The sequence below is a fragment of the Gammaproteobacteria bacterium genome, assembly GCA_013001575.1.
In the GTDB taxonomy this organism is placed as follows: Bacteria; Pseudomonadota; Gammaproteobacteria; order Steroidobacterales; family JABDMI01; genus JABDMI01.
Genome location: JABDMI010000102.1, coordinates 19,106 through 41,321, shown reverse-complemented (window position 1 = coordinate 41,321; position 22,216 = coordinate 19,106). Strand labels below are relative to the sequence as shown.

General features: G+C 47.7%; 21 protein-coding genes. 5 read left to right on the top strand and 16 right to left on the bottom strand.

Annotated features, from left to right (window positions below):
* Positions 1-53 precede the first annotated feature (53 nt).
* From HKN88_08585 to HKN88_08510, 16 genes are all read right to left on the bottom strand, one after another.
* Complete coding sequence (locus tag HKN88_08585; protein ID NNC98115.1) at positions 54-956, bottom strand: hypothetical protein; 903 nt, start codon at positions 954-956, stop codon at positions 54-56.
* 3 nt (positions 957-959) lie between these two features.
* Positions 960-1,220, bottom strand: a complete 261-nt coding sequence (locus tag HKN88_08580; protein ID NNC98114.1) for an acyl-CoA-binding protein — start codon at positions 1,218-1,220, stop codon at positions 960-962.
* Positions 1,221-1,360: 140 nt separating this feature from the next.
* The gene (locus tag HKN88_08575) at positions 1,361-3,061 is read right to left on the bottom strand and encodes a Mur ligase (GenBank protein ID NNC98113.1); all 1,701 of its coding nucleotides are present in this window, start codon (positions 3,059-3,061) and stop codon (positions 1,361-1,363) included.
* A 37-nt stretch (positions 3,062-3,098) separates the two neighbouring features.
* Positions 3,099-5,885: a cyanophycin synthetase gene (gene cphA, locus HKN88_08570; protein NNC98112.1), complete on the bottom strand. Its 2,787-nt coding sequence runs from the start codon at positions 5,883-5,885 to the stop codon at positions 3,099-3,101.
* A gap of 81 nt (positions 5,886-5,966) precedes the next feature.
* Positions 5,967-6,788, bottom strand: coding sequence for a cyanophycinase (locus HKN88_08565; GenBank protein ID NNC98111.1), 822 nt, complete (start codon positions 6,786-6,788; stop codon positions 5,967-5,969).
* A 62-nt stretch (positions 6,789-6,850) separates the two neighbouring features.
* Positions 6,851-8,017 (bottom strand): beta-aspartyl-peptidase, encoded by a 1,167-nt coding sequence (locus HKN88_08560; GenBank protein ID NNC98110.1) that lies wholly within the window; start codon positions 8,015-8,017, stop codon positions 6,851-6,853.
* A gap of 80 nt (positions 8,018-8,097) precedes the next feature.
* A complete protein-coding gene (locus HKN88_08555) occupies positions 8,098-9,078 on the bottom strand; it encodes a hypothetical protein (GenBank protein ID NNC98109.1) in 981 nt (326 codons plus the stop codon).
* A complete protein-coding gene (locus HKN88_08550) occupies positions 9,075-9,479 on the bottom strand; it encodes a cytochrome c-type biogenesis protein CcmH (GenBank protein NNC98108.1) in 405 nt (134 codons plus the stop codon). Before HKN88_08550 ends, HKN88_08555 begins: the two co-directional genes overlap by 4 nt.
* Positions 9,480-9,496: 17 nt before the next feature.
* Positions 9,497-10,042: a DsbE family thiol:disulfide interchange protein gene (locus tag HKN88_08545; GenBank protein ID NNC98107.1), complete on the bottom strand. Its 546-nt coding sequence runs from the start codon at positions 10,040-10,042 to the stop codon at positions 9,497-9,499.
* Entirely contained in the window at positions 10,035-11,996 is a 1,962-nt protein-coding gene (locus HKN88_08540; GenBank protein NNC98106.1) for a heme lyase CcmF/NrfE family subunit, read from the bottom strand. Before HKN88_08540 ends, HKN88_08545 begins: the two co-directional genes overlap by 8 nt.
* Position 11,997: 1 nt before the next feature.
* Complete coding sequence (gene ccmE, locus HKN88_08535) at positions 11,998-12,504, bottom strand: cytochrome c maturation protein CcmE (protein ID NNC98105.1); 507 nt, start codon at positions 12,502-12,504, stop codon at positions 11,998-12,000.
* The gene (ccmD, locus tag HKN88_08530; GenBank protein ID NNC98104.1) at positions 12,501-12,671 is read right to left on the bottom strand and encodes a heme exporter protein CcmD; all 171 of its coding nucleotides are present in this window, start codon (positions 12,669-12,671) and stop codon (positions 12,501-12,503) included. Before ccmD ends, ccmE begins: the two co-directional genes overlap by 4 nt.
* On the bottom strand, positions 12,671-13,420 hold the full coding sequence (locus HKN88_08525; protein NNC98103.1) for a heme ABC transporter permease: 750 nt from the start codon (positions 13,418-13,420) through the stop codon (positions 12,671-12,673). Before HKN88_08525 ends, ccmD begins: the two co-directional genes overlap by 1 nt.
* Positions 13,421-13,438: 18 nt before the next feature.
* Positions 13,439-14,104, bottom strand: a complete 666-nt coding sequence (locus HKN88_08520; protein NNC98102.1) for a heme exporter protein CcmB — start codon at positions 14,102-14,104, stop codon at positions 13,439-13,441.
* Entirely contained in the window at positions 14,094-14,720 is a 627-nt protein-coding gene (gene ccmA, locus HKN88_08515; GenBank protein ID NNC98101.1) for a heme ABC exporter ATP-binding protein CcmA, read from the bottom strand. Before ccmA ends, HKN88_08520 begins: the two co-directional genes overlap by 11 nt.
* A gap of 141 nt (positions 14,721-14,861) precedes the next feature.
* Positions 14,862-16,046, bottom strand: a complete 1,185-nt coding sequence (locus tag HKN88_08510; protein NNC98100.1) for an acetylornithine/succinylornithine family transaminase — start codon at positions 16,044-16,046, stop codon at positions 14,862-14,864.
* 438 nt (positions 16,047-16,484) lie between these two features.
* On the opposite strand from HKN88_08510, the gene HKN88_08505 reads away from it, so the two are divergent.
* From HKN88_08505 to HKN88_08485, 5 genes are read left to right on the top strand one after another with little or no spacing between them, the layout of a single operon-like run.
* On the top strand, positions 16,485-17,486 hold the full coding sequence (locus HKN88_08505; GenBank protein ID NNC98099.1) for an N-acetylornithine carbamoyltransferase: 1,002 nt from the start codon (positions 16,485-16,487) through the stop codon (positions 17,484-17,486).
* A gap of 18 nt (positions 17,487-17,504) precedes the next feature.
* Entirely contained in the window at positions 17,505-18,716 is a 1,212-nt protein-coding gene (locus HKN88_08500; GenBank protein NNC98098.1) for an argininosuccinate synthase, read from the top strand.
* A complete protein-coding gene (locus HKN88_08495) occupies positions 18,713-19,792 on the top strand; it encodes an acetylornithine deacetylase (protein NNC98097.1) in 1,080 nt (359 codons plus the stop codon). The genes HKN88_08500 and HKN88_08495 overlap by 4 nt, the downstream gene beginning before the upstream one ends.
* A 46-nt stretch (positions 19,793-19,838) precedes the next feature.
* Complete coding sequence (locus HKN88_08490) at positions 19,839-21,170, top strand: acetylglutamate kinase (GenBank protein ID NNC98096.1); 1,332 nt, start codon at positions 19,839-19,841, stop codon at positions 21,168-21,170.
* Positions 21,167-22,165: an N-acetyl-gamma-glutamyl-phosphate reductase gene (locus tag HKN88_08485; protein NNC98095.1), complete on the top strand. Its 999-nt coding sequence runs from the start codon at positions 21,167-21,169 to the stop codon at positions 22,163-22,165. The genes HKN88_08490 and HKN88_08485 overlap by 4 nt, the downstream gene beginning before the upstream one ends.
* The last annotated feature ends 51 nt before the right edge of the window (positions 22,166-22,216 follow it).

The following is a 22,216-nucleotide window of genomic DNA, read 5'->3' as shown; positions in this document are numbered from 1 at the left end:
TTTAATTATAGTATGTATCTTATTGTTATTATTATATTAATTAACACTTTAAGTCACAAATATTCGATCTGGCCACTCATGTGGGGTTTAACACCTGCAGAATCCTTCATCACGAATTCCAAACCATCATTATTGTCATGGGTCTCCAGCATAACCCAAGACGGAATAAACACCGGAAGTTTAAAGTTCACATCAAAACGCAGCTTATTCAAACCGGTCTGGCGTTTGAGTAATTGCGGCTCAAGTTCTGCCAAAGTACGTGACATTGACCAGACCCCGTGGATAATGGCCTGTTTAAAACCAAACAGTTTTGCCGTGATGTTGGTCAAGTGGATTGGATTGATATCGCCGGAGACTTTAGCAAATTTCCTGCCCATGTTACCTGGCACTTCCCAACTAATTATCTGGGCGTCGGATTTTTCAACTGCTTGGATTTTTTTAGGACTTTTATTGCTGCGTTTATTTTTGGGTGTCTTTTTGCGTGCGATAAAACTGGTAGTCTCTTCCCAAACTAATTCATCACCAACCTGCATGTGGGTGTGTAAATGAAATACCTGCCCTCGTATGGTGTCGTCATATTCCTGTATATGACAGGCAATTGACAGCTCTTCTTCTAAACCGATCGGTCGATGTTGAGTAATACTATTGCTTATATGCACGAGTCCCAGCAACTTCAAAGGAAAGGCCTGGTGGGTTAACAAGGCATAGTGCAATGGGGCTGCAAGTACATGCGGATAGGGTAATGGCAAAAAATCACGATCTTCAGGAAAGCCTGACACTTTAGCAAAATCATTTACGTGTGATCTATCTGGACGTACACCATGAATACTGGCTTCCAGGCGTGGGTAAGATGCACCCTCTTTCAATCTGCCCGGTTTACGCGACAACATCATCTTGGGGTACATTTTCAATACCGACGGGATACTGTTCAATTCTAGGGTTACTGTATTAGTCAAAACTCAGCCTTGTTTTAATTCATTCACCAGGTCGATATACGCCTGTTTGGCATTATTGCCTTGCATCCCGCAATAACCGTACCAGGCATCATATTTTGCCCGGCCTTTCACGTCCAGAATCCCGGGACGTTTACCAATTGCATCGCCTACAGTCGCCTGCTTGAACAGACCGTACATTTTCAACATATTCTTATTACTTGGTCGCTCACTTAATTGATAGGCCTCATCCTGGGCTCGACTAAATAATTCTTCGAGATCACTCATGTTGTTACTCCTTTATTTCCATGTATATTCACAATCACATTCAAACATAAGTGTTATGTTGATAGTATATTTATATCAATTCTATTCCGTCACACAACTTATAACCAAAATATCAAACCACTCTGTTCATGTCAATTTATTCAAGACACCAATTTGCCCACATCGTGCAAGTGCTGCAAAAGCGATTTTGCCTCAGATAATGCAAGCATAATAATCAGGTCGCCTTCTCCAGCCATGGCCATGGCCAGCTCTAGTGACTCTGATTCCCGCTGGGTATGCGTAACCTGGTCTGCACGCGCACCACTGTTAAGCAACTCATCGCGTAACAGTTTATACACTTCACCACTTTCTCGTCCACGATAATAGTCCGCCATTTCACAAATAAATACATGCTCTAGACCAGAGGCCCAGGCAGTTCGCGCCAGGTCCCGAATCAGCTCATCGGTACGATCACCCGCTTGCCCAAAACATAAAAACCGACGTTTGGCCGGATGCTGACGGGCAATTTCCAGAATACTCGAAATGCCTTCCGGGTTGTGGGCAAAATCCAGCAAGACCTCGCAATTATTCACTTTGAACAAATTACAACGACCGGGATTGTCACTCGCGGTCATGGATTGCAATCCCTTAATTATTGCTGCATCCGGAATTTGCATGGCCACACAAACGCTGGCGGCAGCTAATGCGTTGGCGATATTATGCCGGGCAATACCATTGAGAGTGAGCGGTATCGAATTGATCGCACATAACTTGACCCACTGCTGCCCATCATAGCGGGCAACATGATCTTCAATCACACTGACCAAACGCTTGCCTTGTTGCGCTTGCTCCTGCATGAGTGGTTTTTCCGGGTCCAGACTGAACCAAAGCAGTTCCGGTTTGTTTAGGTTTGCACTTTTTGCTACCAGCATGGGATCGTCAGCATTGAGTATGGCAATCGATCTTTCATCCAGGGCTTGCATCACCAGCCATTTGATCGCCAACAACTCTTCCACAGTACGTGAACCAAAATCTCCTAAATGGTCTTCACTGATATTAGTGATCAAGGCGACATCCGCACGGGCAACCCCCAAACCGCGTCGCAAGGCACCACCACGGGCGGTTTCCAAAATAGCTTTATCGATTGAGGCTTGACGCAGAATACTGCGCGCCCCGCCTGGACCGGAATAGTCACCTCGTTCAATAATGTCATTGTTGATTCCAATCCAGTCAGTTGAACTGATTCCAACCGTGTCTCCCGCAGCCTGCATGATCTGACTGGTCATTCGCACGGTCGTAGTTTTACCGTTTGTTCCTGTGATCATGGCAAGCGGGATGTTGTGAATATTTTGCCATTCGACCTGGTTTGGAATCTCTGTCACAGGCCAGGTTTGTGAACCCTTACCGTACCCCACCGAGACAAGATCATCGTCCCATAAAAAAGCGACTTGATGTGCGCGGGCTTGTTGTTTTAAAGCCAATAAGTCGTGGTTTTGTTCTTCTGCAATTTGAGTTTGCAAACGTGCTAAAAACTCAGACAATTCATCAGGGCTATCGCTGTCACTTTCCGGGATTAATAATTTTTCGCTGCGATGATAAGCCCATTCGGCAATTTCCACGGCAGAGTACATGCAGTCGATAGGTGCAGAAAGTGCCAGACTTATGCCACCGGTGAATTCATGCATGGTGGTTTGTTCAGCCGTCCAGCCAATTGCGTGCAGTACATCCTGTACCTGTTGTTGCCAATGCGAGACGAGTGCGGGGATCATTTCCGGATTGGTGATCTCCACATCCACAATTGCACAGGGACGTTCCCAGATCACATTCAATCCGGTCAAACGTCTGGCATCAAGTAATTTCATTACTGGCTATGTGATTAGAGCAAAAAGTCTGAACAACTTAATCGCCGGCTTCACGGGCGATTCGCACACCACGATCGTCAACAATCAATTCCAGATCATCGTCCAGTTCAAATTGCAGTTCTTCGGGGAGTTCTGGCCGTACGGGTTCACTTGTTTTAGTGGCGGGTTCGATTTGCTCGGAATTAAAATAAATGATCTGTTTCCAGCAACGACTGATGTTATCGCCTAACACCAAAACCAGGTCATCGTGTTGTGCTAACTCCAGGGCATGATTAACGGCGTCTTGTTCGTCGTGTACGAGTTCAATTTTACTGGCATCAACACCGGCATCTTGCAATGCGCGTTTTAAAATCAGCGGAACTTCATCACCCTGGCGTCCGCGTAGATGATCATCACGCCGACAAATAAAATAGTCAAAATGCGGTGCGGCAATGCGCGCGATCTCCTGAATGTCTTCGTCGCGGCGATCACCCGGTGCGGCTAAAACCACGAGGCGCCGACCTTCGGGCTTGAGTTGATCAACCAAATGACACATGGCCTTTACGGCCGCCGGATTGTGTGCGTAATCCAGAATAACTTTAAACCCGTGTTCATTGTAAATATTCATGCGTCCTGGCGCCTGGAAAAAGCTGGTATCAAAGGTACGCAAGCCCTGACGGATGTTATCCAGTTTGATATTCATGTTATAAGCAAGCGCTGCCGCAAACATTGCGTTTTGCACATTATGCAACGCCTTTCCTTCAATTGTGGCCGGTATCAAATGCGTCCAAAGCAAGGGGAAGTGATTGTCCCCGTCATAAATTGTGATCATGTGCCCGTTCATCCCTTGCTCAAGCACAAAGGCTTGACCGCCTGCCTGTATGTGCTGTTTAACTAATGGATGGCTGGCGTTCATGGTCACATAACATACGGTGCTGGCCTCGGTGTAATCCGCCATTTGTAAACACAATGCATCGTCTGCGTTCAATACCGCTGCGTCTTTGGCAACTTCAATGGGAATGCGTTTGATCTCGGCCAATTGCTCTAGCGTGTCAATGCCTTTTATTCCGAGGTGGTCCGCGCTCACATTCAAACAACATGCGACGTCACATGTTGCATACCCCATGCCACCACGCAATAATCCACCGCGAGCGGTTTCCATCACCGCAGCATCAATTGAGGGGTCGCGTAACACCATCTGCGCCGAGATCGGACCAGTCATGTCGCCTTCAACCGAAAGCTTTCCATCGATGTATACCCCGTCGGTCGAGGTTAAGCCAACGGTATTGCCGCTGAGTTTTAATATATGGGCCAACATGCGTGACGTGGTGGTTTTCCCGTTGGTGCCAGTCACAACCGCAACTGGAATGCGACTGGGTGAGCCACTGGGGAACAATCCTTCGATCACGGGGCCGGCCACATCGCGCGGTGTGCCTTCACTGGGCGCAACATGCATGCGGAAACCAGGGCCGGCATTCACTTCACAGATGGCGCCACCGGTTTCACGATAGGAACGGGTAATATCATCGGTTAAGAAATCCACGCCACCCACATCCAGACCAATGGCTTTAATGGTGCGAATTGCCATATTGCGATTGTCCGGATGAATGGAATCGGTGACATCTATGGCCGTGCCGCCAGTCGAGAGATTGCCAGTGGAACGTAGAAACACGGTTTCGCCCTCTTCAGGGACGGTGTCCTGGCTATAACCCAGTTTTTGCAATAATCGTTCGGCCTGATGATCAAACTCAAGACGCGTTAGCACTTTCTCATGCCCGACACCGCGGCGCGGGTCTTGATTCACAATATCGACCAATTCCTTGATCGTGTGTTTAGCATCGCCAACCACGTGCCCGGGCATGCGTTTGGCCGCGGCAACCAACTCGCCATTGACCACCAATAAGCGATGATCCATGCCCTGGATAAAACTTTCCACCAAAACCGAACGACTGTGTTCACGTGCTTTGCTATACGCAAGCTTGACTTGCTCGGCATCATTCAAATTAATTGAAACACCCCGCCCATGATTGGCGTTTAACGGCTTCACCACAACCGGATAGCCGATACGTTCTGCGGCGCGCACCGCTTTGCTTTCTGAACGAACCAGATACTGTTGGGGCACAGGTAAACCGAGGTCACGTAAAATAATGTTGGTTTCTTCTTTGTCCGAAGCCAGTTCAACTGCGATATTACTGGTGTTGCCGGTACACGTCGCTTGAATTCGTTTTTGGTAGCGACCGTGACCAAACTGGATCAAGCTGTGCTCGTTTAAACGTATCCATGGAATATCGCGTTCTTCTGCCGCAGCCACCAGGGATGCGGTACTGGGGCCCAGTGCACGGCGTTGGGTAAAACGAATAAAGTCATCGCGTTCACTGGCAAAATCCCAGTCTTGATCGGGCGCATCACTGGATCTCAATTTTGCCGGTAACAAATACTGGATCAATCTCATCGCCAGACGACTGGCTTCACGGCCAACGTGCTCGTTGCGATATTCAAACACCATATTGTAATGACCAGGCTGTCCGTCAATCGAACGAGTGCGCCCGAAGGTCACTGGCAATCCGGCAACATTTTGCAGTTCAATAGCGATATGTTCCATGACATGACCAAGCCAGGTTCCCTCATCCTCACGCAGGCGACGGACAAATCCCCCGGGCTCCTTGTATGAACAGCCATGCTCATGCAATCCCGGTAATAATTCCAGCAATGGATCAATGAATTCAGAACCCAGTTTAGAGGTCGGCCAGCTTTCAAGTTCACCCAGATCAATTACATGCCGGATAACCGGGAAATGTGCATATAAATTGGGTCCGAGATAAACATTGGTTGAAACAATACGCATGGTTTTTCTCCATTACTTTATGCCGCAGCATTATTTTAGTCGGCATTTCGCCGTTATTTATTTGTGCCGTTTTGTAAGTTGCTATTCAGGATAAGCCTTTCGCTCTGAAATATCAAAACGTCCGCCCGAGACCAAAATATGCACTTTTATATCAATCAAACTTACCGGCTCGTTTTCACCGGCACGGTCCATTGAGGAATAGCTCAGATCAGTTGGATCTATAATGGTGATCCCACCACTACCGATGACCTCAAGATTATCCCCGGGACGAATAAAAGCTGCGGTGTCTTCATCCAGGCCAATGCCTATCGCAAAAGGATTATAGGCCAGCGCGGTCAATAAACGCCCTAGGCGATCACGTTGCCGGAAATGCTGGTCAATAATAAAATTATTGGTTAATCCCAGTCCCGGTGCCAAGGTCACTTTGTTAGGCGATGGCGTACTGCCTTCACTGCCGCTCGCGATCATGTGCTCGGGCATAAATGCTGCACCGGCCGATGTGCCCGCTACATGCATACCCTGGGCATTGCGTCGACGGATCATTTGGGCAACCGCCGTACCACCCAAAGTGGTTGACAGTCTTAACTGGTTTCCACCCGTCATGAATACCCCATCGGATTTTTCGATATAGTCCAGATGTTCACTGGATTTGCAATCATCTCGTGTAATAAATGGCAACACTCTTGCGTGTTGCACCCCGATACGACGAAAAAGCTTTTCGTAATTTCTGCCGGTATCTTCCAACTGGGATGCGGTGGGTATAATTGCGATGCGTGAGTTATTACCCCCGCAAATAGAGATAAATTTATCCAGTATTTCCGGGTTACTCAGTTTTTCCTCGGCTCCGCCAATCGGGATAATGTAACCACGATTGGCGGGGTCTTTTGCGGGAGATGGAGGCATTTGAAAGTGTCCTGTTTAGTGATTTTTTTAAATTAATTGGAAATGGTGTAATTGTGGTCAGCTTAAGAATTCTCAAAGCTGCCAGTGATAATTTGCTGGTGATACTTCCGATGCCAATTGCCTTGGCACATCACTGAATGGATCTGATGCTCTTTATCCATAAGTACCAGATCCGCATCGACATTGTGTGCAATGTGACCTTTTGAAGATAAGCGTAATAATCTGGCGACATTGCTGGTGTAGGCCGGTAATATTTTTTCCAGGGAAATTCCTCGTTGCAACAAATCCTTGATGGAATCAAACAAGCTGCACGGGTCGCCAATGTCCATGTGCACAATCTGCCCGTCTGCATCGAATTCCGGTAAACACCCTCCACCATCGGAACTGATGGTTAACTTGTCCGCTGGAGCGCCTGACGCGTGATAATTTTCCCAGGCGTCGGCGGCACACCAGGCATCTTCGCCATCGGCAACCGGGAACGCGGTAATATCCACACTGCAACCCAGTTTCGCCAATTCACAGGCTTCGATAAACAAGGCCTTGCGACGATTAATATGGGTTGGATGAAACACGCGCGCGGGTAATTCACTATTCGATAATGCATCCCGAACCAATTGCAGACCGCTTTCCCCGTCGCCCAAATGGATATGCAAAATACCGGCTTTCCCGGTCATCATGCCGGCCACGTGCGCATCGCTGGCCAAGCGCAAGATCTCCTGCAGAGTTGGTTGACTGGAACGGTGATCACATATAGCGATCTCACCGACACCAATTACCGGTTCAAGGTTTACGATGTCACTGCGCACACAGCCGGTGAAAGTTGTGGGCGGGATGTGATAGCCACCGGTGTAACACAGGGCGTGCATGCCCTGGGCACGCAAAGCTCTGACCTCAGCAAGTAAACTTTTGGTATCTCGTGTTGTGTCATCCGTTCCAAGCAAGCCAACCACAGTTGTGACCCCGCTTTGGGTAAAGCGCGATAAACCAACCGCAGGTACACGACTGGCATAACCGGATTCCCCACCACCACCCGTGATGTGGGCATGACCGTCAATCAAACCAGGCATTAGCACCAGACCCTGTGCATCGTATGTTTCAGCAAGCACTGTTTTTTCGAGTGCTGGTAAGTCCGCTCCCATCCAGAGAATTTTTCCGCCACCGATCAATAGATGTTGGATACCTAAATTATCTGGTGCAAACACATGTGCGTTTTTAATTAGTTTTAGCATTGAATTCTTCGCTTATATTTATTATCACGTGACGCTGGATTATTCATACCCAAGTACAACCTGAGCAATCCGCCATTATCCTACTCTGCAGCAGTTATTTCCACGTTAAGGGCTGATTTCAATTGTTCGCGGGTGACAGTTTGACTGCGTTTTATGTTTCCGGCCGCATTCGCCGAGCCTTGCGGAGACCAGATTATGCTGAGTGACACGGGCTTATCCCAGTTTAATTGCGATTTATCAGACATTTGGGCAATTGTGTTACGGTAATCCAGGTTTACAGGTTTATTGAGATCATTGATTGAAAGGCTCTTGGCCACGACAGGTGGCGCAGTCTCTGGTTGGCGCAGACTAAGAAAAATTCGGCTTTGCGCCTGGCTTTGAGACACTAATTCAGGTGCCAGTGAGATCTCGAGTTTCATTTCCCACAATGAATCCAGACGTTTTATAACTACATTCTGTAATGCCTGTGGCGGGTTTTGCCGTAGTAATAATTCCCAGCGTTGTTTGGCCAGCTGGGTATTTCCACGTTGTGCGGCCGCCAAGCCTCCATACCAAAGCACTTTGGGATTATTCTCAGCCAGTTCACTGGCCTGCTCGATCAAGTTGTAACTGTCCTCATCTATAGCGCCCTGTCTGGCCAGTATTCTGGACTCGGCCAGGCCGGTAAGCCAGTCAATGCGTGAACCACGCTTGGTCGCCGTCAGTGGCGCAAACTGGTCCAGCTGTTGTGATTCAGAATACGCCAAATAGGCATACAAATATTCGCGTTCGAGTATCAATTTGCGTCCTAGAGCATTCCACTTCTCCACACTCCCGGGATTATTTTGTGCTTCTGCCAAAGCCTGCTGTGTATCGGAATTTTTACCGGTCGGTTTGATCACCGCCTCCTGTTGCTTCACTTGTTGAAACAAGAATATTATTCCGGCCAAACCAAGCAGCCCCGACAGAATTGCGACAATCCGTGTTTTTGACGAATTGTCAGGTTTTTTAACGAGTACAGGCTGCAAACAATAGCCAAGACTGAGTATTACCAGCAAGGTAAACAACATTGAATTGGTCATGCTGTATGCTCACTGCCGGAATCGGTGGATTGCATTTTTTTTACCACAGCGATGAATATGACAAGCAGTATCGTCAGAAGAATTACAGGAGCAAGCCACAACACTTTGGTTTTTCCGCTGTTGGCCGGACGGTAATGCACAAATTCGCCATAGCGTGCACTCATGTATTCACGTATCTCGTGGTTAGTTTTTCCAGCACGTAATTGATTTGCAACTTGTTGTCGCAAGTCAACGGCCAAAGGTGCATTGGAACCGGCAATGGTTTCGTTTTGACACACCAGACAGCGTAATTCTTCCGTTAGTAGTTCATAACGCTGTTGCAAAGCGGCATCATCAAAGCTGGTCGGATCCAAGGCATGCAAACTGATTGTCAGGAATACCATCAGGAAGCCGCTAATCATTGTAAATAGATATCGGGTCATGGTATTTGCTCTTGTTGCAGGGCAAGTACCAATGGACGCAATGTGTTTTGCCATTCCTGCAAGCTTATTGGAGCGATGTGTTTATACCGGATCACGCCTTGTTTATCGATGACAAAAGTTTCCGGTGCACCGTACACACCCCAGTCAATCGCCACATTGCCATTCGCGTCGTTCGGGATTGCAACGTAAGGGTTGCCCTGCTCTTGTAACCAGGCTTTGGCCTTAACCGGATCATCTTTATAATTCAGGCCAATTATTGGAACCAGTCGTTCGGCTGCCATAGCATTCAATACCGGGTGTTCCAGTAAACAACCGCTGCACCAGGTAGCCCATACATTTAACAAAACTACTTGGCCTCGCCATTGCGACAGATCGACAGTTGAATCGCTGCTTAATAGATCGGGCAAGATCAGCGCGGGTGCGCTTTTGCCAATAAACGGTGAAGGAACTTTATCCGTGTCCAGTGAAAGACCTTTCCAGAATAATGCGATCAATCCTAGCAATACAACAAACGGTATCCAGATGAATAATTTTTTAAGCATTGGATAATCCATTTTTTGTCAAATTGCCAGAATCGGGCTTAGTGACACGATAACGCTTGTCCAATATTGCAATCAAGCCGCCCAAGGCCATGAGCAAGCATCCAAGCCAGATCCAGCGAACAAAAGGCCGTACTTGAAAACGTACACTCCAAACGGCGCCTTTTTGACTATTTGGTAACTGCTCACCTAAAGTCACGTACAGATCCCGAATAAACCCGGCTTTGATGCCAGCTTCGGTCGTTGAGGTTTGACGTCCCGGATAAAAACGTTTCTCACTGGTCAGACTGGTAATCGGTTGCGAATGACGTTTTACGTCGAACACGGCCTGGGTCATCTGATAATTACTTTCAGTGGCCTGTTGTACCTTGGAAAAGTGAAAACTGTATTGCCCGACTGTTCGTGTATCACCCGGACTGATCGGTACCGTCTCAACCTGGGCTAACTGATTGCTCAAAGCAACACCCAGGGCAAATACCGCAACACCGATATGAGCAGTGAACATCCCAATCTGTGATTTACCCAGTTTATTGTTATTAAGCTTGGTATTCACTATGGCTTGCCCGGCGCTGTACAGAACCCAGAGTGCAAACACGATTGCAAGTAATGTCAGCCAGCTGATATCAGTCAGCGGGATTGCGATAATCAAACCCGTCACCACCGCTAATGCGAATGCAAGCAATAAGATCTTTGCAAGTTTAGTTGGCAGTTTGGATGTGCCTTTCCAATTCAGTCGCTGGCCCAAACCAATCGCAAGTAATAACGGCAAAGTCACATAAAGCATCACATGATCAAAATACGGCGGGCCTACCGAGATCTTGCCCCAACCCATGGCTTCCACCACCAGTGGGTATAAAGTACCTAGCATGACCAACAGCAACATGGCGATCAACAACAGGTTATTTAATAGCAAAAGTGCTTCACGCGAGAACAACTTGAAACCGGATGAGGCAAATCCGATCGGGGTTTTTAATGCGTAAAGACCTAATGCACCACCGACGAAAACGGCGAACATAGCCAAAATAAACATACCACGGGTTGGATCACTGGCAAAAGAATGCACCGAGATCAGAACCCCGGAACGCACCAGGAAACTTCCCAGCACACTAAAGGCAAACGCCATAACCGCCAGTAATAAGGTCCAATGTAAAAACAGACCGCGTTTTTCCGTAACCGCAAGGGAGTGAATTAATGCAGTTGCTGCGATCCAGGGCATTAAAGATGCATTCTCAACCGGATCCCAAAACCACCAACCACCCCAACCGAGTTCGTAGTACGCCCACCAGCTACCCAAGGTGATACCAATGGTTAGAAATATCCACGGAATAACAACCCAGGGACGGATCCAGCGTAACCATTGCTGTTGGGTTTGCCCAACCCACAACATGGCAACCACCAGTGAGAACGGTACGGAAAAACCCACATAACCCACATACAGTATCGGAGGATGTATGACCATCGCCGGATCTTGCAATACCGGATTCAGATCCATGCCATTGAGTGGCACTTCACTCACAGGTACGAACGGACTGGAGGTCAACAAGGTAAATAGAGAAAAACCGAGTAACAAAATACCCTGTACCGCCAAAGTACGGTCAACCACAAATGCCGGTAATTGCTTCAATCTGAATAAACTCAGCGCCCATAGTGACAAAACCGAGTTCCATAACAACAGTGAGCCTTCATGCGCTCCCCAGGCTGCGGTGATCTTATAAAATAAAGGTGAACGCAAATTGGAGTGTTGCACCACATAAGCGACCGAGAAATCACTACGCACCAATAAACTGACAAGAATAACGAAGGCACTGACCGTGAAAAACACCTGTAAGCAGGTCGCTCGTCGCAATGCCGGACGCCATTGTGAATTTTGCTCGGTAACCTGCGCGCCGAACACAACCATCAGTGCAGAAAACACTGTGGCTAGAATTAAACTGAAGGTTCCGAGTTGTGCGAGCATATCAAGGCTTTTTATCAGTACCCGACGAGTTGGATCTTTGTTCGAGCATCTTTTTGTTCATGGAGTCCTTGTCCAATTTGGGTGGCATGTAATTCTCATCGTGTTTGGCCAAAACCTTTTCGGCCTTAAGGCTTCCATCCGCTTGCAAACTGCCGATGGCGATTATGCCTTGACCTTCCCTGAACAGGTCCGGAAGAATGCCAGAATAACTGACCGGCACTTCTTTTTCATAATCGGTTAACACGAATGTCACATTTAGCGAATTTGCGGTGCGTAGTACGGATCCTTGTTTGACCATTCCGCCGAGATGATATTTTTTTGCCGGTGTGCTGTTTGTTGCATTATTTTGCGTATTGTTTTCACTTACCAGTAATTCCACGTGTAATTCACTCGGGGTTACGTAATACAATAGGTTCTGTTCAAAAGCGATCAGGATGATCGCCACTGCGACACCCACACCAGCCAGAGTGGCTAATATTGCAAAAAGTCTTTTTTGTCGTGGTTTCATGAAGATTTCTTTTTGGATTGACGGTGTAACCAGTATCTGACCAGACGCTGTTGTTTCTTGTGGTACTTCCTGGCTTCAAAATATAGATAAACTATACCAAGCAGACTGATCCCAAAGGATGACCATACATACAGGGCATAACCGCCCATGGCAAAAAATTCCTGCATTAGTGTGACCCCCCCTCAGGCATTAAAATTTCCCTGACCCATTTGGTGCGTCGATCACGTGATAATAATTCACCCCGGGTTCGCATCAGGACAACAGCGCCAAAGAACAGCATAAATGCAATGGTCATGACCAGTAATGGCCAACCCATATCCCAGGTAATCGAAGGTTTTCCAATCTTGCTAACCGTGGCGCCTTGATGCAATGTATTCCACCAATACACGGAGTAATGAATAATGGGCAAATTGACCACACCGATCAAGGCAAAAATGGCCGCCGCCTTATCGGCCTTGGCCTGTTCTGCAAAGGCCGAACGCAAGGCCATGTATGCGAGATAGATCAGCAATAACACTAACTCGGAGGTCATGCGTGCGTCCCATTCCCACCAGGTGCCCCACATGGGTTTACCCCAGAAGGAACCGGTTAGTAGGCACATTGCAGTAAACACCGCACCTACCGGCGCTATAGATGCCGCTACGGCATGCGCGGCACTGAAACGCCACACCAGTGCCACCAATGAGGCTCCGGCCATAAAGGCGTAAGCAAACATCGATAACCAGGCAGACGGTACATGCACATAAATGATACGGAATGCGTCACCCTGCTGGTAATCTGGCGGCGCCAAGACCAGACCACCATATAAGGCTATTAGCATGCCGATCATTGCAAGAACAAAAAACACCGATGCATAGCGATCCGCCCGTTCGTAGAGATGCGGAGGCGAAACCCATTGATGAAACCATTTTTTCATATCAAAATAAATTTATTACTAATCCAGATTTAAACGAATACCAGCGTGCGTAACCCAGGGCACAATACTTATACTCAACACACACAGTCCTGTCAGTAGCAATAAAAACCCGCTAACGCTATTGCCTACGACAGCTTCTTTGATCACCCGACTGCCAAAGATGAGCAAGGGCACAGCCAGTGGCAGCAATAATAAACTCATCAGTGCCGGTCGACGATCCGTTAAGGTCAAGGCACTTAAGCCCGCTCCCAAGGACCAAAATACAAACGAGCCGGCTATCAAACCAAGTGCACTGACCAGAATCGCTGACAGTGGCAATTGCAACATGCTAAAAGCTACTGGCAAAAATAACAGCAATGGCAATACACACAAGACCCAGCGAATGACAATTTTATGTAACAGCAATTGCAAAGGCGCTTGAGTATGCAACAACTGTTGTTCCAACACGCCTGACAAATAATCATCCCGCCACAAATGATCCAGGGCTAACAACAAAGACAACAAAAACGCACACCAGATGACGGCCGGTGCCATTTGTTGCAAGCGTTGTGCTTCCGGATCAACTCCCAGTGTGAACAACACGATCACCAGCACAAAAAACATCACAGGGAATAACCATTGCCCTTGCGAGCGACTGAAGTTACGCCATTCGAGTTGATACAAGGCTTTCAGATCATTCGGCATGATTTTCCAATACCAGATTATGCAAATTGGGCAAATTCATTGCCACACTATGACTTACTACGATCAATAGGCCATTATTCTGCACGTGATCAGACAACAGTTTTTGCAACCACGCTTGACCGCTCAGGTCTAAATGGCTTTGTGGTTCATCCAGAATCCACAAAGGTTTGTTTCTAGCCAGCAAACGCAATAAGCCCAGTCTTTGTTGTTGGCCTGCCGACAGTGTGGCGACTGATTGCCCAAGCTGCCGGGACAGACCAACATCCTCAAGTAATAATTCAATGTCACTACTGGCTGTTGCCCCGAGCAATGGAAACAACAGATCAATGGTTTCATGCACCGTCAGATGTGGTACCAAACTTGATCGGTGCGACACATAATGCATGTTGGCGCGATAATCATGACTGTGCGCGTCAACCGCGGTTTCTGTCCAATAAATTTCGCCTTCATCGGCCTGACTAAGGCCGGTCAATATGCGTAACAGACTGGTTTTACCCGCCCCGTTATCTCCTTGCACCCACAAGCATTCTCCCGATGACAGGGAAAAGCTCACACTGTCCAAGACACAATGGTGGTCCCGCCATTTACTCAGATTATTGGCGCTTAAGGTGATCAAATCGAAAAACTCGAAATCAAGTGATGGTGTCCGGATAATCTCACAGACATTTACATAGAAAAACAGGGCCTTACGACCCCGTTCAATCTGAATATTATAGCTTAATCAGGCTAATTCTGTCTTATATTATGTTTATTATTATTATCGCCTGGTGAGGAATTGAGCGACTATTTCCAACATCTCGTCGATCTCGTTTTTATTCACGATCAAGGGCGGCATCAGTCGCAAGGAATCGGGCTTACAGGCATTGATCAACAGTCCATTGGCAAAACACTGGTCCGAGATCTTGCCGGCAATATTGCTACCCACATCAAAGGCCAGCAATAAGCCTTCTCCACGAATATTGGAAATGCGGTAAATCTCGGAAAGCTCTTGCAGCATGGATTTTAAATACCGGCCCATGTGGGCGGCGTGTTCGGGAATATCCTTGTCCAACAATTCCTGCAGTACAGCCTTACCCACCGCCATGCCCAGGGGTTGACTGCTGTAGGTAGCGCCCTGGTCTCCCGCTTCAAATATATTCAAGAATTCTTTGGCCAGCAAAGCGGATAAAGGAAACCCACCGGCGATTCCTTTGGCCAGACTCATGATGTCGGGCTCAATCCCGTAGTGCTCGTAGGCAAACAGTTTGCCCGTACGCCCAAAGCCGGTTTGTACTTCGTCCAGGATCAACAATAAGCCTTGCTCGTCACACAGATTGCGTAGGCCCTGCATAAACTCTTGGGTGGCAACATTCACACCACCCTCGCCTTGTACTGGTTCAAGCATGATAGCCACGGTGTTTTCATTGACCAAGGATGCAACCGATTCCAGGTCGTTAAAAACCGCTTGCTTAAAGCCCTTGGTCTTGGGTTCGTACAGATCTTTCCATTTGGCTTTGCCAGTGGCTGCCATGGTAGTTAGAGTACGGCCATGAAATGCGTTGCTGGTGGTGATAATCTCATAGGCGCCATTTTTGTGCTTCTGACCGTACTTGCGAGCCAGCTTAATGGCGCCTTCATTGGCTTCGGCTCCAGACGACGCAAAAAACACACGATCCAGACAAGTGTTATCAACCAGCAGCTTGGTGTATTCCAACATGGGCAGGTTGTAATAGGACGGACTCGAATTGATCAATTGATCTGCCTGTTCGGTTATGGCATCAATAATAGCCATCGGCGAATGCCCCAAACAGGTCACTGCCCAGCCACCTACAAAGTCCAGATACTCATTGCCTGCTGTATCGGTCATTCGCATGCCCTTGCCCGATTGCATGACGGCATTGTGGCGTTTGGTTACGCTAAGCAATTGTGAATCGGCGATTTGAATGAGTTCTGAAAGTTGCATAAAAGTAATTCGTCCATCAAATTAAATTCTAAAAAATCATCGCGAATCATACGTTACTTTATTAGGGAAAGACACAGCGTGAGGTGTTTACAAATCCAGTTAATCCGGTTTATGTAAATTTCACAGTTATGACAACAACCCACAATCTCATTGCTTTGGCGATTTTCCCTCGATATTTAGTTACATTTGTAATTTAATTATTTGTTGCCATGCAGTAATTACTTCTGTACAGTCCAATCCATGACGTTTATCAGCGCAATCCGCCCAGCCGCTCCGGCACGCCCTCGACCAGCGCGTGCGCGTTTATTTATGCCGGGTAAATATAGTTGATAAAGATTTCATAACATATTTACATAACCCGGCTAAATGCCGGGTTTTTTTATAAGTATGCAAATCAAGATCATAAGCCGAAACCAAAGAAATACAGCTACTGAAACTATGGAAAAGCATTTTTTAAGCACCGAGAACTGGAGCCAGGATGATCTGCAAAAGATCCTGGATCTGGCGAGCGAATTAAAACAGAGTCCCTTGAATAAGGCGCTCGAAGGAAAGTCTATCGCAATGTTGTTTTTGAACTCTTCCTTGCGAACTCGCACCTCGTTTGAGATCGGCATGCAACAATTGGGCGGAATTGCTGTGGTATTGCAACCGGGTAAAGACGCCTGGGGCATCGAATTCAAACCCAATGTAATCATGGACGGCGACGCCGAAGAGCACATCATTGAAGTCGCCGGAGTTCTTTCTCGCTATTGTGACCTGATCGCGCTAAGAGCTTTCCCCAGTTTCACCGACTGGTCTGTAGACCGCCAAGACCTTCTGATCAATGCTTTGGCCCAGCATTCCAGTGTTCCGGTGATCAATATGGAAACCATAGTGCATCCTTGCCAAGAACTGGCGCTTATGCAAACACTGCAAGAAAAGCTCGGCTCGGTGCAGAACAAAAAGTTTGTGCTGACCTGGGCTTATCATCCCAAACCCTTGAATACCGCGGTCGCTAACTCGGCGCTACTGATTGCGAGCAAATTCGGCATGGATGTAACCCTGCTATACCCGGATCAGCATTACTTACTCGATTCACACTATCTCGATAAAGCCCAAGAGTTCACCAGCGCCCATGGAGGTAGTTTCACACTCAGTCACGATATCGAAAGCGCTTACGCTGATGCCGATGTGGTGTATGCCAAAAGTTGGGGCTCGCTGGATTTATATGGCGACGTCAAGACCGAACAGGCGCATCGTCAGCAATATAAGCATTTCACCGTCGATGAGAAAAAAATGGCTCTGACCAATAACGCCTATTTCAGTCATTGTTTGCCGCTACGGCGGAATATTCAAGCCACCGATGCGGTGATGGATGCTGACTATTGTTTAGCGATAGATGAAGCGGAAAATCGCTTGCATGTGCAAAAATCCTTAATGATAAATCTTTTAAATAATTAACATATCTTAATGAATAATATAGAAAATAATAAATTAGTACTCGCATTTTCCGGTGGTCTGGACACCTGCTATTGTCTTTGGCAATTGGTCAAGGATGGCTACGAGGTGCATACGGTTTTTGTGTCCACAGGCGGGATTGAGCAAAGCGAGATTGACGAGATCGAAAAACGCGCCCAACTACTCGGCTCTACTCGACACCACACCTTAAACGCCGAACAGGCCATTTGGGATGAATTCGTAATACCGCTGGTCTGGTCAGGCGCACGCATGTTGGGCGAATATCCCTTACTGTGCTCGGATCGCTACGTCATTGTGCGCTTGTGTCTGGAACTGTGTGATCAGTTGCAAACCAAGCGTTTTGCCCATGGTTGTACCGGTATGGGTAATGACCAAATGCGTTTTGACCTGACCGTGATGAGCCTGGGTGACTATGTCATTCATGCGCCTGTACGAGAATTACAAGAAAAGGTCGACAAGGTTCGTGATTTTGAATTGGAGTGTTTGAAAAATACGCCTGTCGATATCAGCGCTTCAAGTAAACGCTACTCCATCAATGAAAATCTGCTTGGCATAACCATTTCCGGTAGTGAGATCGATGAATTCAAAGCGCCCGCTGAAGACGCGTATGTGTGGTGTAAACCGCGTGCCCAATGGCCACTACAGTCTCTACAGGTTCAACTGACATTTCAAAACGGAATTGCAGTCGCGCTAAACGGACAAACCGTGAGTGGTCCGGAAATGATCCAGGAGTTGAATAAAAGCCTCGGCGCTTATGGTGTGGGAAGACACATTTACACCGGTGATGTTTCCTTGGGGCTTAAAGGTCGTATCGTTTTCGAATGCCCCGGTATTGATGCCCTGTTGATCGCACATAAAGCCTTGATGAATACCGTCAATACCAAATTGCAAAATCAGTTTCATGCCCAAATTGCAGCACGCTGGGCCGAGTTGGTTTACACCGGATATTTCTACGAACCTCACAAGCACGATCTTGAAGCGTATTTGAGTAACTCCCAATCCTACATCAACGGCACGGTCACTTTATCAACCGAGGGCGGATCCTTACTGGCCACAGACATCGAGAGTGAGCACATTTTGCAAGACCCGGAGGCCGTGTATGCCCAAAGTTGTACCTGGTCACCCTCTGAAGCGGTTGGTTTTATTAAACTCAGCGGGCAAAGCACCGTAATGGCGCAACGATTGCGACGACAAAAGGACAACACGCAATGAGCAATTCGCATCTCGCCAATATCATTGAATATACCCGTGCTCTGGTTGGCTACGACACTCAGAATCCACCACGCGACCTGCATGAGAATAGTGACATTTTCCTGTATTTGTCCAAAGTTCTGTCCGACTTCAGCATCCAGATCTTTGATTTGGGCAATGGCAGTGTGAGCTTTTACGCCACGCGTGGAAATCCGGACATACTGTTTAATGTGCATCTGGATACCGTACCCGCAGTCAATGAATGGACTCAATCGCCACATCAACTTGTTGAAATTCAAGACCGCGTCATCGGATTGGGCAGTTGCGATATCAAAGGTGCAGCCGCCTGTTTGATTGAACTTTCCAAACTCGATTCACGCGATCTGGCTTTCCTGTTTACCACCGATGAAGAAGGCGCCGATGGCATCTGCATCAGTGAATTCATTCAAGCGGGATTCAGTCAGGGCTATGCTCAAGCTGTGGTTGCCGAACCCACCAATTGCGAGGCCATTACCGAACATTGCGGTTTTTTGTCTGTAGCGATGGATTTCTCGGGTCTTGCCGGTCACTCCTCGAATGTTGAGGCCTTACGCCAAAGCGCCAATCACCACTTGGTGACTTGGGCGCAAGCCGCTTTGGATTATGTGAATCAGGAATATCAAAACAATAGCAACGCGCGCTTTAACATCGGGGTGCTGCAAGGCGGGATTAAAAGCAACATCAGTGCAGACCGTGCTTACTGCAAATGGAGTGCGCGTCTCGCGCCCGGTTCTGACATGCAACAGTTTTTATTAGACATCAAAGACTGTGCTCCTGTTGAAGCGAATATCGAGTGGCATCCTTCTTTCGCTGGACCCTCCTTGCCCAGTAAGGGTTACGATAATCTAGCCTCGCAGGCCTTTATTACACGGCATGCCCTCAAGACCGGTGAACCCGTTGGATTCTGGACCGAGGCCTCGCTGTTCAATGCGGGCGGATTGCCTGCAATCGTGCTTGGACCCGGCGACATCAAACAGGCTCACAGTGCCGATGAATTTGTATTAAAAACCCAGTTACAGACTGCCTTCGAACTTTACGAAAAAATTTCCCGACCGTGAAAGTAATTATTTCCGCCTAAGCATTGAATAATTACCCGAGAATAACATGCAACATACCCGACAACTAATTCGAGAAGTACTAAGCCAGTTAAGCTCCAGTCATGAAGCGCAATACTATCTCGAGCAATACAACGTTAATGATGAAATGCGTTTTGCCGTGATCAAAGTAGGCGGCGGCATAATCCATGAGCGCCTGGATGACTTATGTGCTGCCCTTTCTGTGTTGCGCCACTTGGGCCTGCATCCTATATTGATCCATGGTGCCGGACCACAGCTGGATCAGGCCATTAATGCGGCCGGCATCTCTTCAAATAAAGTGGATGGATTCCGGGTTACCAGTGAAGCGGTGATGGAAGTCGTCCGCCCGACTATTTACAAAGTGAATCGTGATCTGGTCAATACCCTGGAAAAACATCAGGTGCGCGCAGTTGGCATGCAGCACGGTGTGTTCACCTGTGACTATGACGACAAGGAACGCTACGGCCTGGTTGGCAAGATCAAACACATTAATCTGGACAGCATTCGCGACGCCATTGAAGCCGACCTGCTGCCGGTGATCTCCAGCCTGGGCGAAACCTCATCCGGACAAGTTGTGAACATCAACGCCGACGTAGCCGCACGCGAACTGGTCTGGGCAATCTCGCCCAGTAAAATAATTTTTATCACACCCACAGGTGGCCTATTGGATGAAGACAATAAACTCATCTCAGCAATTAGTTTGAAAAATGATTATGCCAACTTGATGCAGGCCGACTGGGTGCATTCTGGGATGCGCCTTAAACTGGAACAAATACACGACTTGCTCAAACCCCTACCCGCAAACGCATCTGTGTCGATAACCTCGGTAGACCATCTGGTGCGTGAGCTATTCACGCATCGCGGCGCTGGAACCTTGATCAATCAGGGCGAAAATATTCAAGTTCTTACCCAGCTGAACAAACAGCAAGAAAGCGAACTCACAAGCTTGATCGAATCGGCGTTTGCGCGTAGCTTAAAAGACGATTATTTCAAGCAACACGAGATTCATAAAGTACTGATCTCCGAGTCTGGAGGTGCTGCCGCTGTGGTGGTTACCGGCTTTAATGGAGTGCCCTATCTCGACAAATTCGCGGTCACCCCCGAAGCGCGTGGCAAGGGTTATGCAGCGGCATTGTGGCGTGCATTAAAAAAAGAATGTCCGCAATTGTATTGGCGCTCGCGTAAAAGCAATGCCTTTACTCCCTGGTATTATCACAAGTCGGATTTCAGTATGAAAAACCAACAATGGGTGAGTTTTAGTTACGGGGTAAAGGATTTCGATTATTTGCACGATTGCGTAAACGATGCCTTTCAACGTTGTTCTGCCTGGAAAGACTCCATGCAAGTAGTGCGCACATGAGTAGTCATAAACAGTACAAGGTTGCGATCATCGGCGCACGAGGTTATGTGGGCAATGAGTTGATCAAACTGCTTGACCAACACCCGTATTGTAATTTGCTGGCCGTCAGTTCCCGTACTGCGGGTGGGAAAAAGGTTCAGGCACAGATTCCTTCGTTTTCAGACCCAAATTTAACTTTTACCGCGCTTAATCCTGCCGAGGTTGGCGAATTACAGGCGGATGTGGTGTTCCTGGCTTTACCTAATAATGTTTCACATACCTATGTGGAAGAAATTCGTAAACACTCGGCAAGCGCAGTCATTGTCGACTTGTCATTTGATCATCGCATGCAATGCAGTCAAATAGCTGAAAGCCTGTCAGATACCAGCTGGTCGTACGGTTTAAGTGAACTCAATACTCTGCAACTCCAGCAATCAAGGTCGATCGCAAATCCGGGGTGTTATGCAAGCGCCGCACAATTGGCTCTCTATCCCTTGCGTGATCACTTGTGCGGTAAACCCAGTGTGTTCGGTGTTTCCGGCTACAGTGGTGCTGGCAGCACACCAAGTGACAAGAACGACCCGAACAAACTTAAAGACAATCTAGTACCTTATGCACTTGCCGGACATCTGCACGAACAGGAGATCTCCAAACACCTTGGTCGGGCGGTAAATTTCATGCCACACGTTGCTCCCCATTTTCAAGGCTTAAGTGTGACGGTTAGCGCAGAACTTAGCAGCAAGATCAGTTCATCTGATCTGCTCGATCTATACACCCAAACCTACCAAGGCCATGAGCTGATCAAGGTGCAAAAAGAAATACCGTTCCTTCAGGACATTGCCAAAAAGCCTGGTGCAATCATTGGCGGGTTTGCCATTGATGAACGGGATGGAAAGAATGTCCGATTAGTGTGTGTCTTGGATAACTTGCTCAAAGGCGCTGCCATACAAGCGCTGCAAAACATGAACCTGGCACTGGGACTTGCGCCTTTACTCACCGTTAACACGAGCGATTAAAGCGAAACTTGGAAGCTAAAAGGATACTAAATAACTCAATCTGAATTAATT

Excerpts from the sequence above, each read along its gene's own strand:
- HKN88_08580 (NNC98114.1), bottom strand. The coding sequence starts at position 1,220 with ATGAGTGATCTCGAAGAATTATTTAGTCGAGCCCAGGATGAGGCCTAT.
- HKN88_08575 (NNC98113.1), bottom strand. The coding sequence starts at position 3,061 with ATGAAATTACTTGATGCCAGACGTTTGACCGGATTGAATGTGATCTGG.
- cphA (NNC98112.1), bottom strand. The coding sequence starts at position 5,885 with ATGCGTATTGTTTCAACCAATGTTTATCTCGGACCCAATTTATATGCA.
- HKN88_08565 (NNC98111.1), bottom strand. The coding sequence starts at position 6,788 with ATGCCTCCATCTCCCGCAAAAGACCCCGCCAATCGTGGTTACATTATC.
- HKN88_08560 (NNC98110.1), bottom strand. The coding sequence starts at position 8,017 with ATGCTAAAACTAATTAAAAACGCACATGTGTTTGCACCAGATAATTTA.
- HKN88_08555 (NNC98109.1), bottom strand. The coding sequence starts at position 9,078 with ATGACCAATTCAATGTTGTTTACCTTGCTGGTAATACTCAGTCTTGGC.
- HKN88_08550 (NNC98108.1), bottom strand. The coding sequence starts at position 9,479 with ATGATTAGCGGCTTCCTGATGGTATTCCTGACAATCAGTTTGCATGCC.
- HKN88_08545 (NNC98107.1), bottom strand. The coding sequence starts at position 10,042 with ATGCTTAAAAAATTATTCATCTGGATACCGTTTGTTGTATTGCTAGGA.
- HKN88_08540 (NNC98106.1), bottom strand. The coding sequence starts at position 11,996 with ATGCTCGCACAACTCGGAACCTTCAGTTTAATTCTAGCCACAGTGTTT.
- ccmE (NNC98105.1), bottom strand. The coding sequence starts at position 12,504 with ATGAAACCACGACAAAAAAGACTTTTTGCAATATTAGCCACTCTGGCT.
- ccmD (NNC98104.1), bottom strand. The coding sequence starts at position 12,671 with ATGCAGGAATTTTTTGCCATGGGCGGTTATGCCCTGTATGTATGGTCA.
- HKN88_08525 (NNC98103.1), bottom strand. The coding sequence starts at position 13,420 with ATGAAAAAATGGTTTCATCAATGGGTTTCGCCTCCGCATCTCTACGAA.
- HKN88_08520 (NNC98102.1), bottom strand. The coding sequence starts at position 14,104 with ATGCCGAATGATCTGAAAGCCTTGTATCAACTCGAATGGCGTAACTTC.
- HKN88_08510 (NNC98100.1), bottom strand. The coding sequence starts at position 16,046 with ATGCAACTTTCAGAACTCATTCAAATCGCCGATTCACAATTGCTTAGC.
- HKN88_08505 (NNC98099.1), top strand. The coding sequence starts at position 16,485 with ATGGAAAAGCATTTTTTAAGCACCGAGAACTGGAGCCAGGATGATCTG.
- HKN88_08495 (NNC98097.1), top strand. The coding sequence starts at position 18,713 with ATGAGCAATTCGCATCTCGCCAATATCATTGAATATACCCGTGCTCTG.
- HKN88_08490 (NNC98096.1), top strand. The coding sequence starts at position 19,839 with ATGCAACATACCCGACAACTAATTCGAGAAGTACTAAGCCAGTTAAGC.
- HKN88_08485 (NNC98095.1), top strand. The coding sequence starts at position 21,167 with ATGAGTAGTCATAAACAGTACAAGGTTGCGATCATCGGCGCACGAGGT.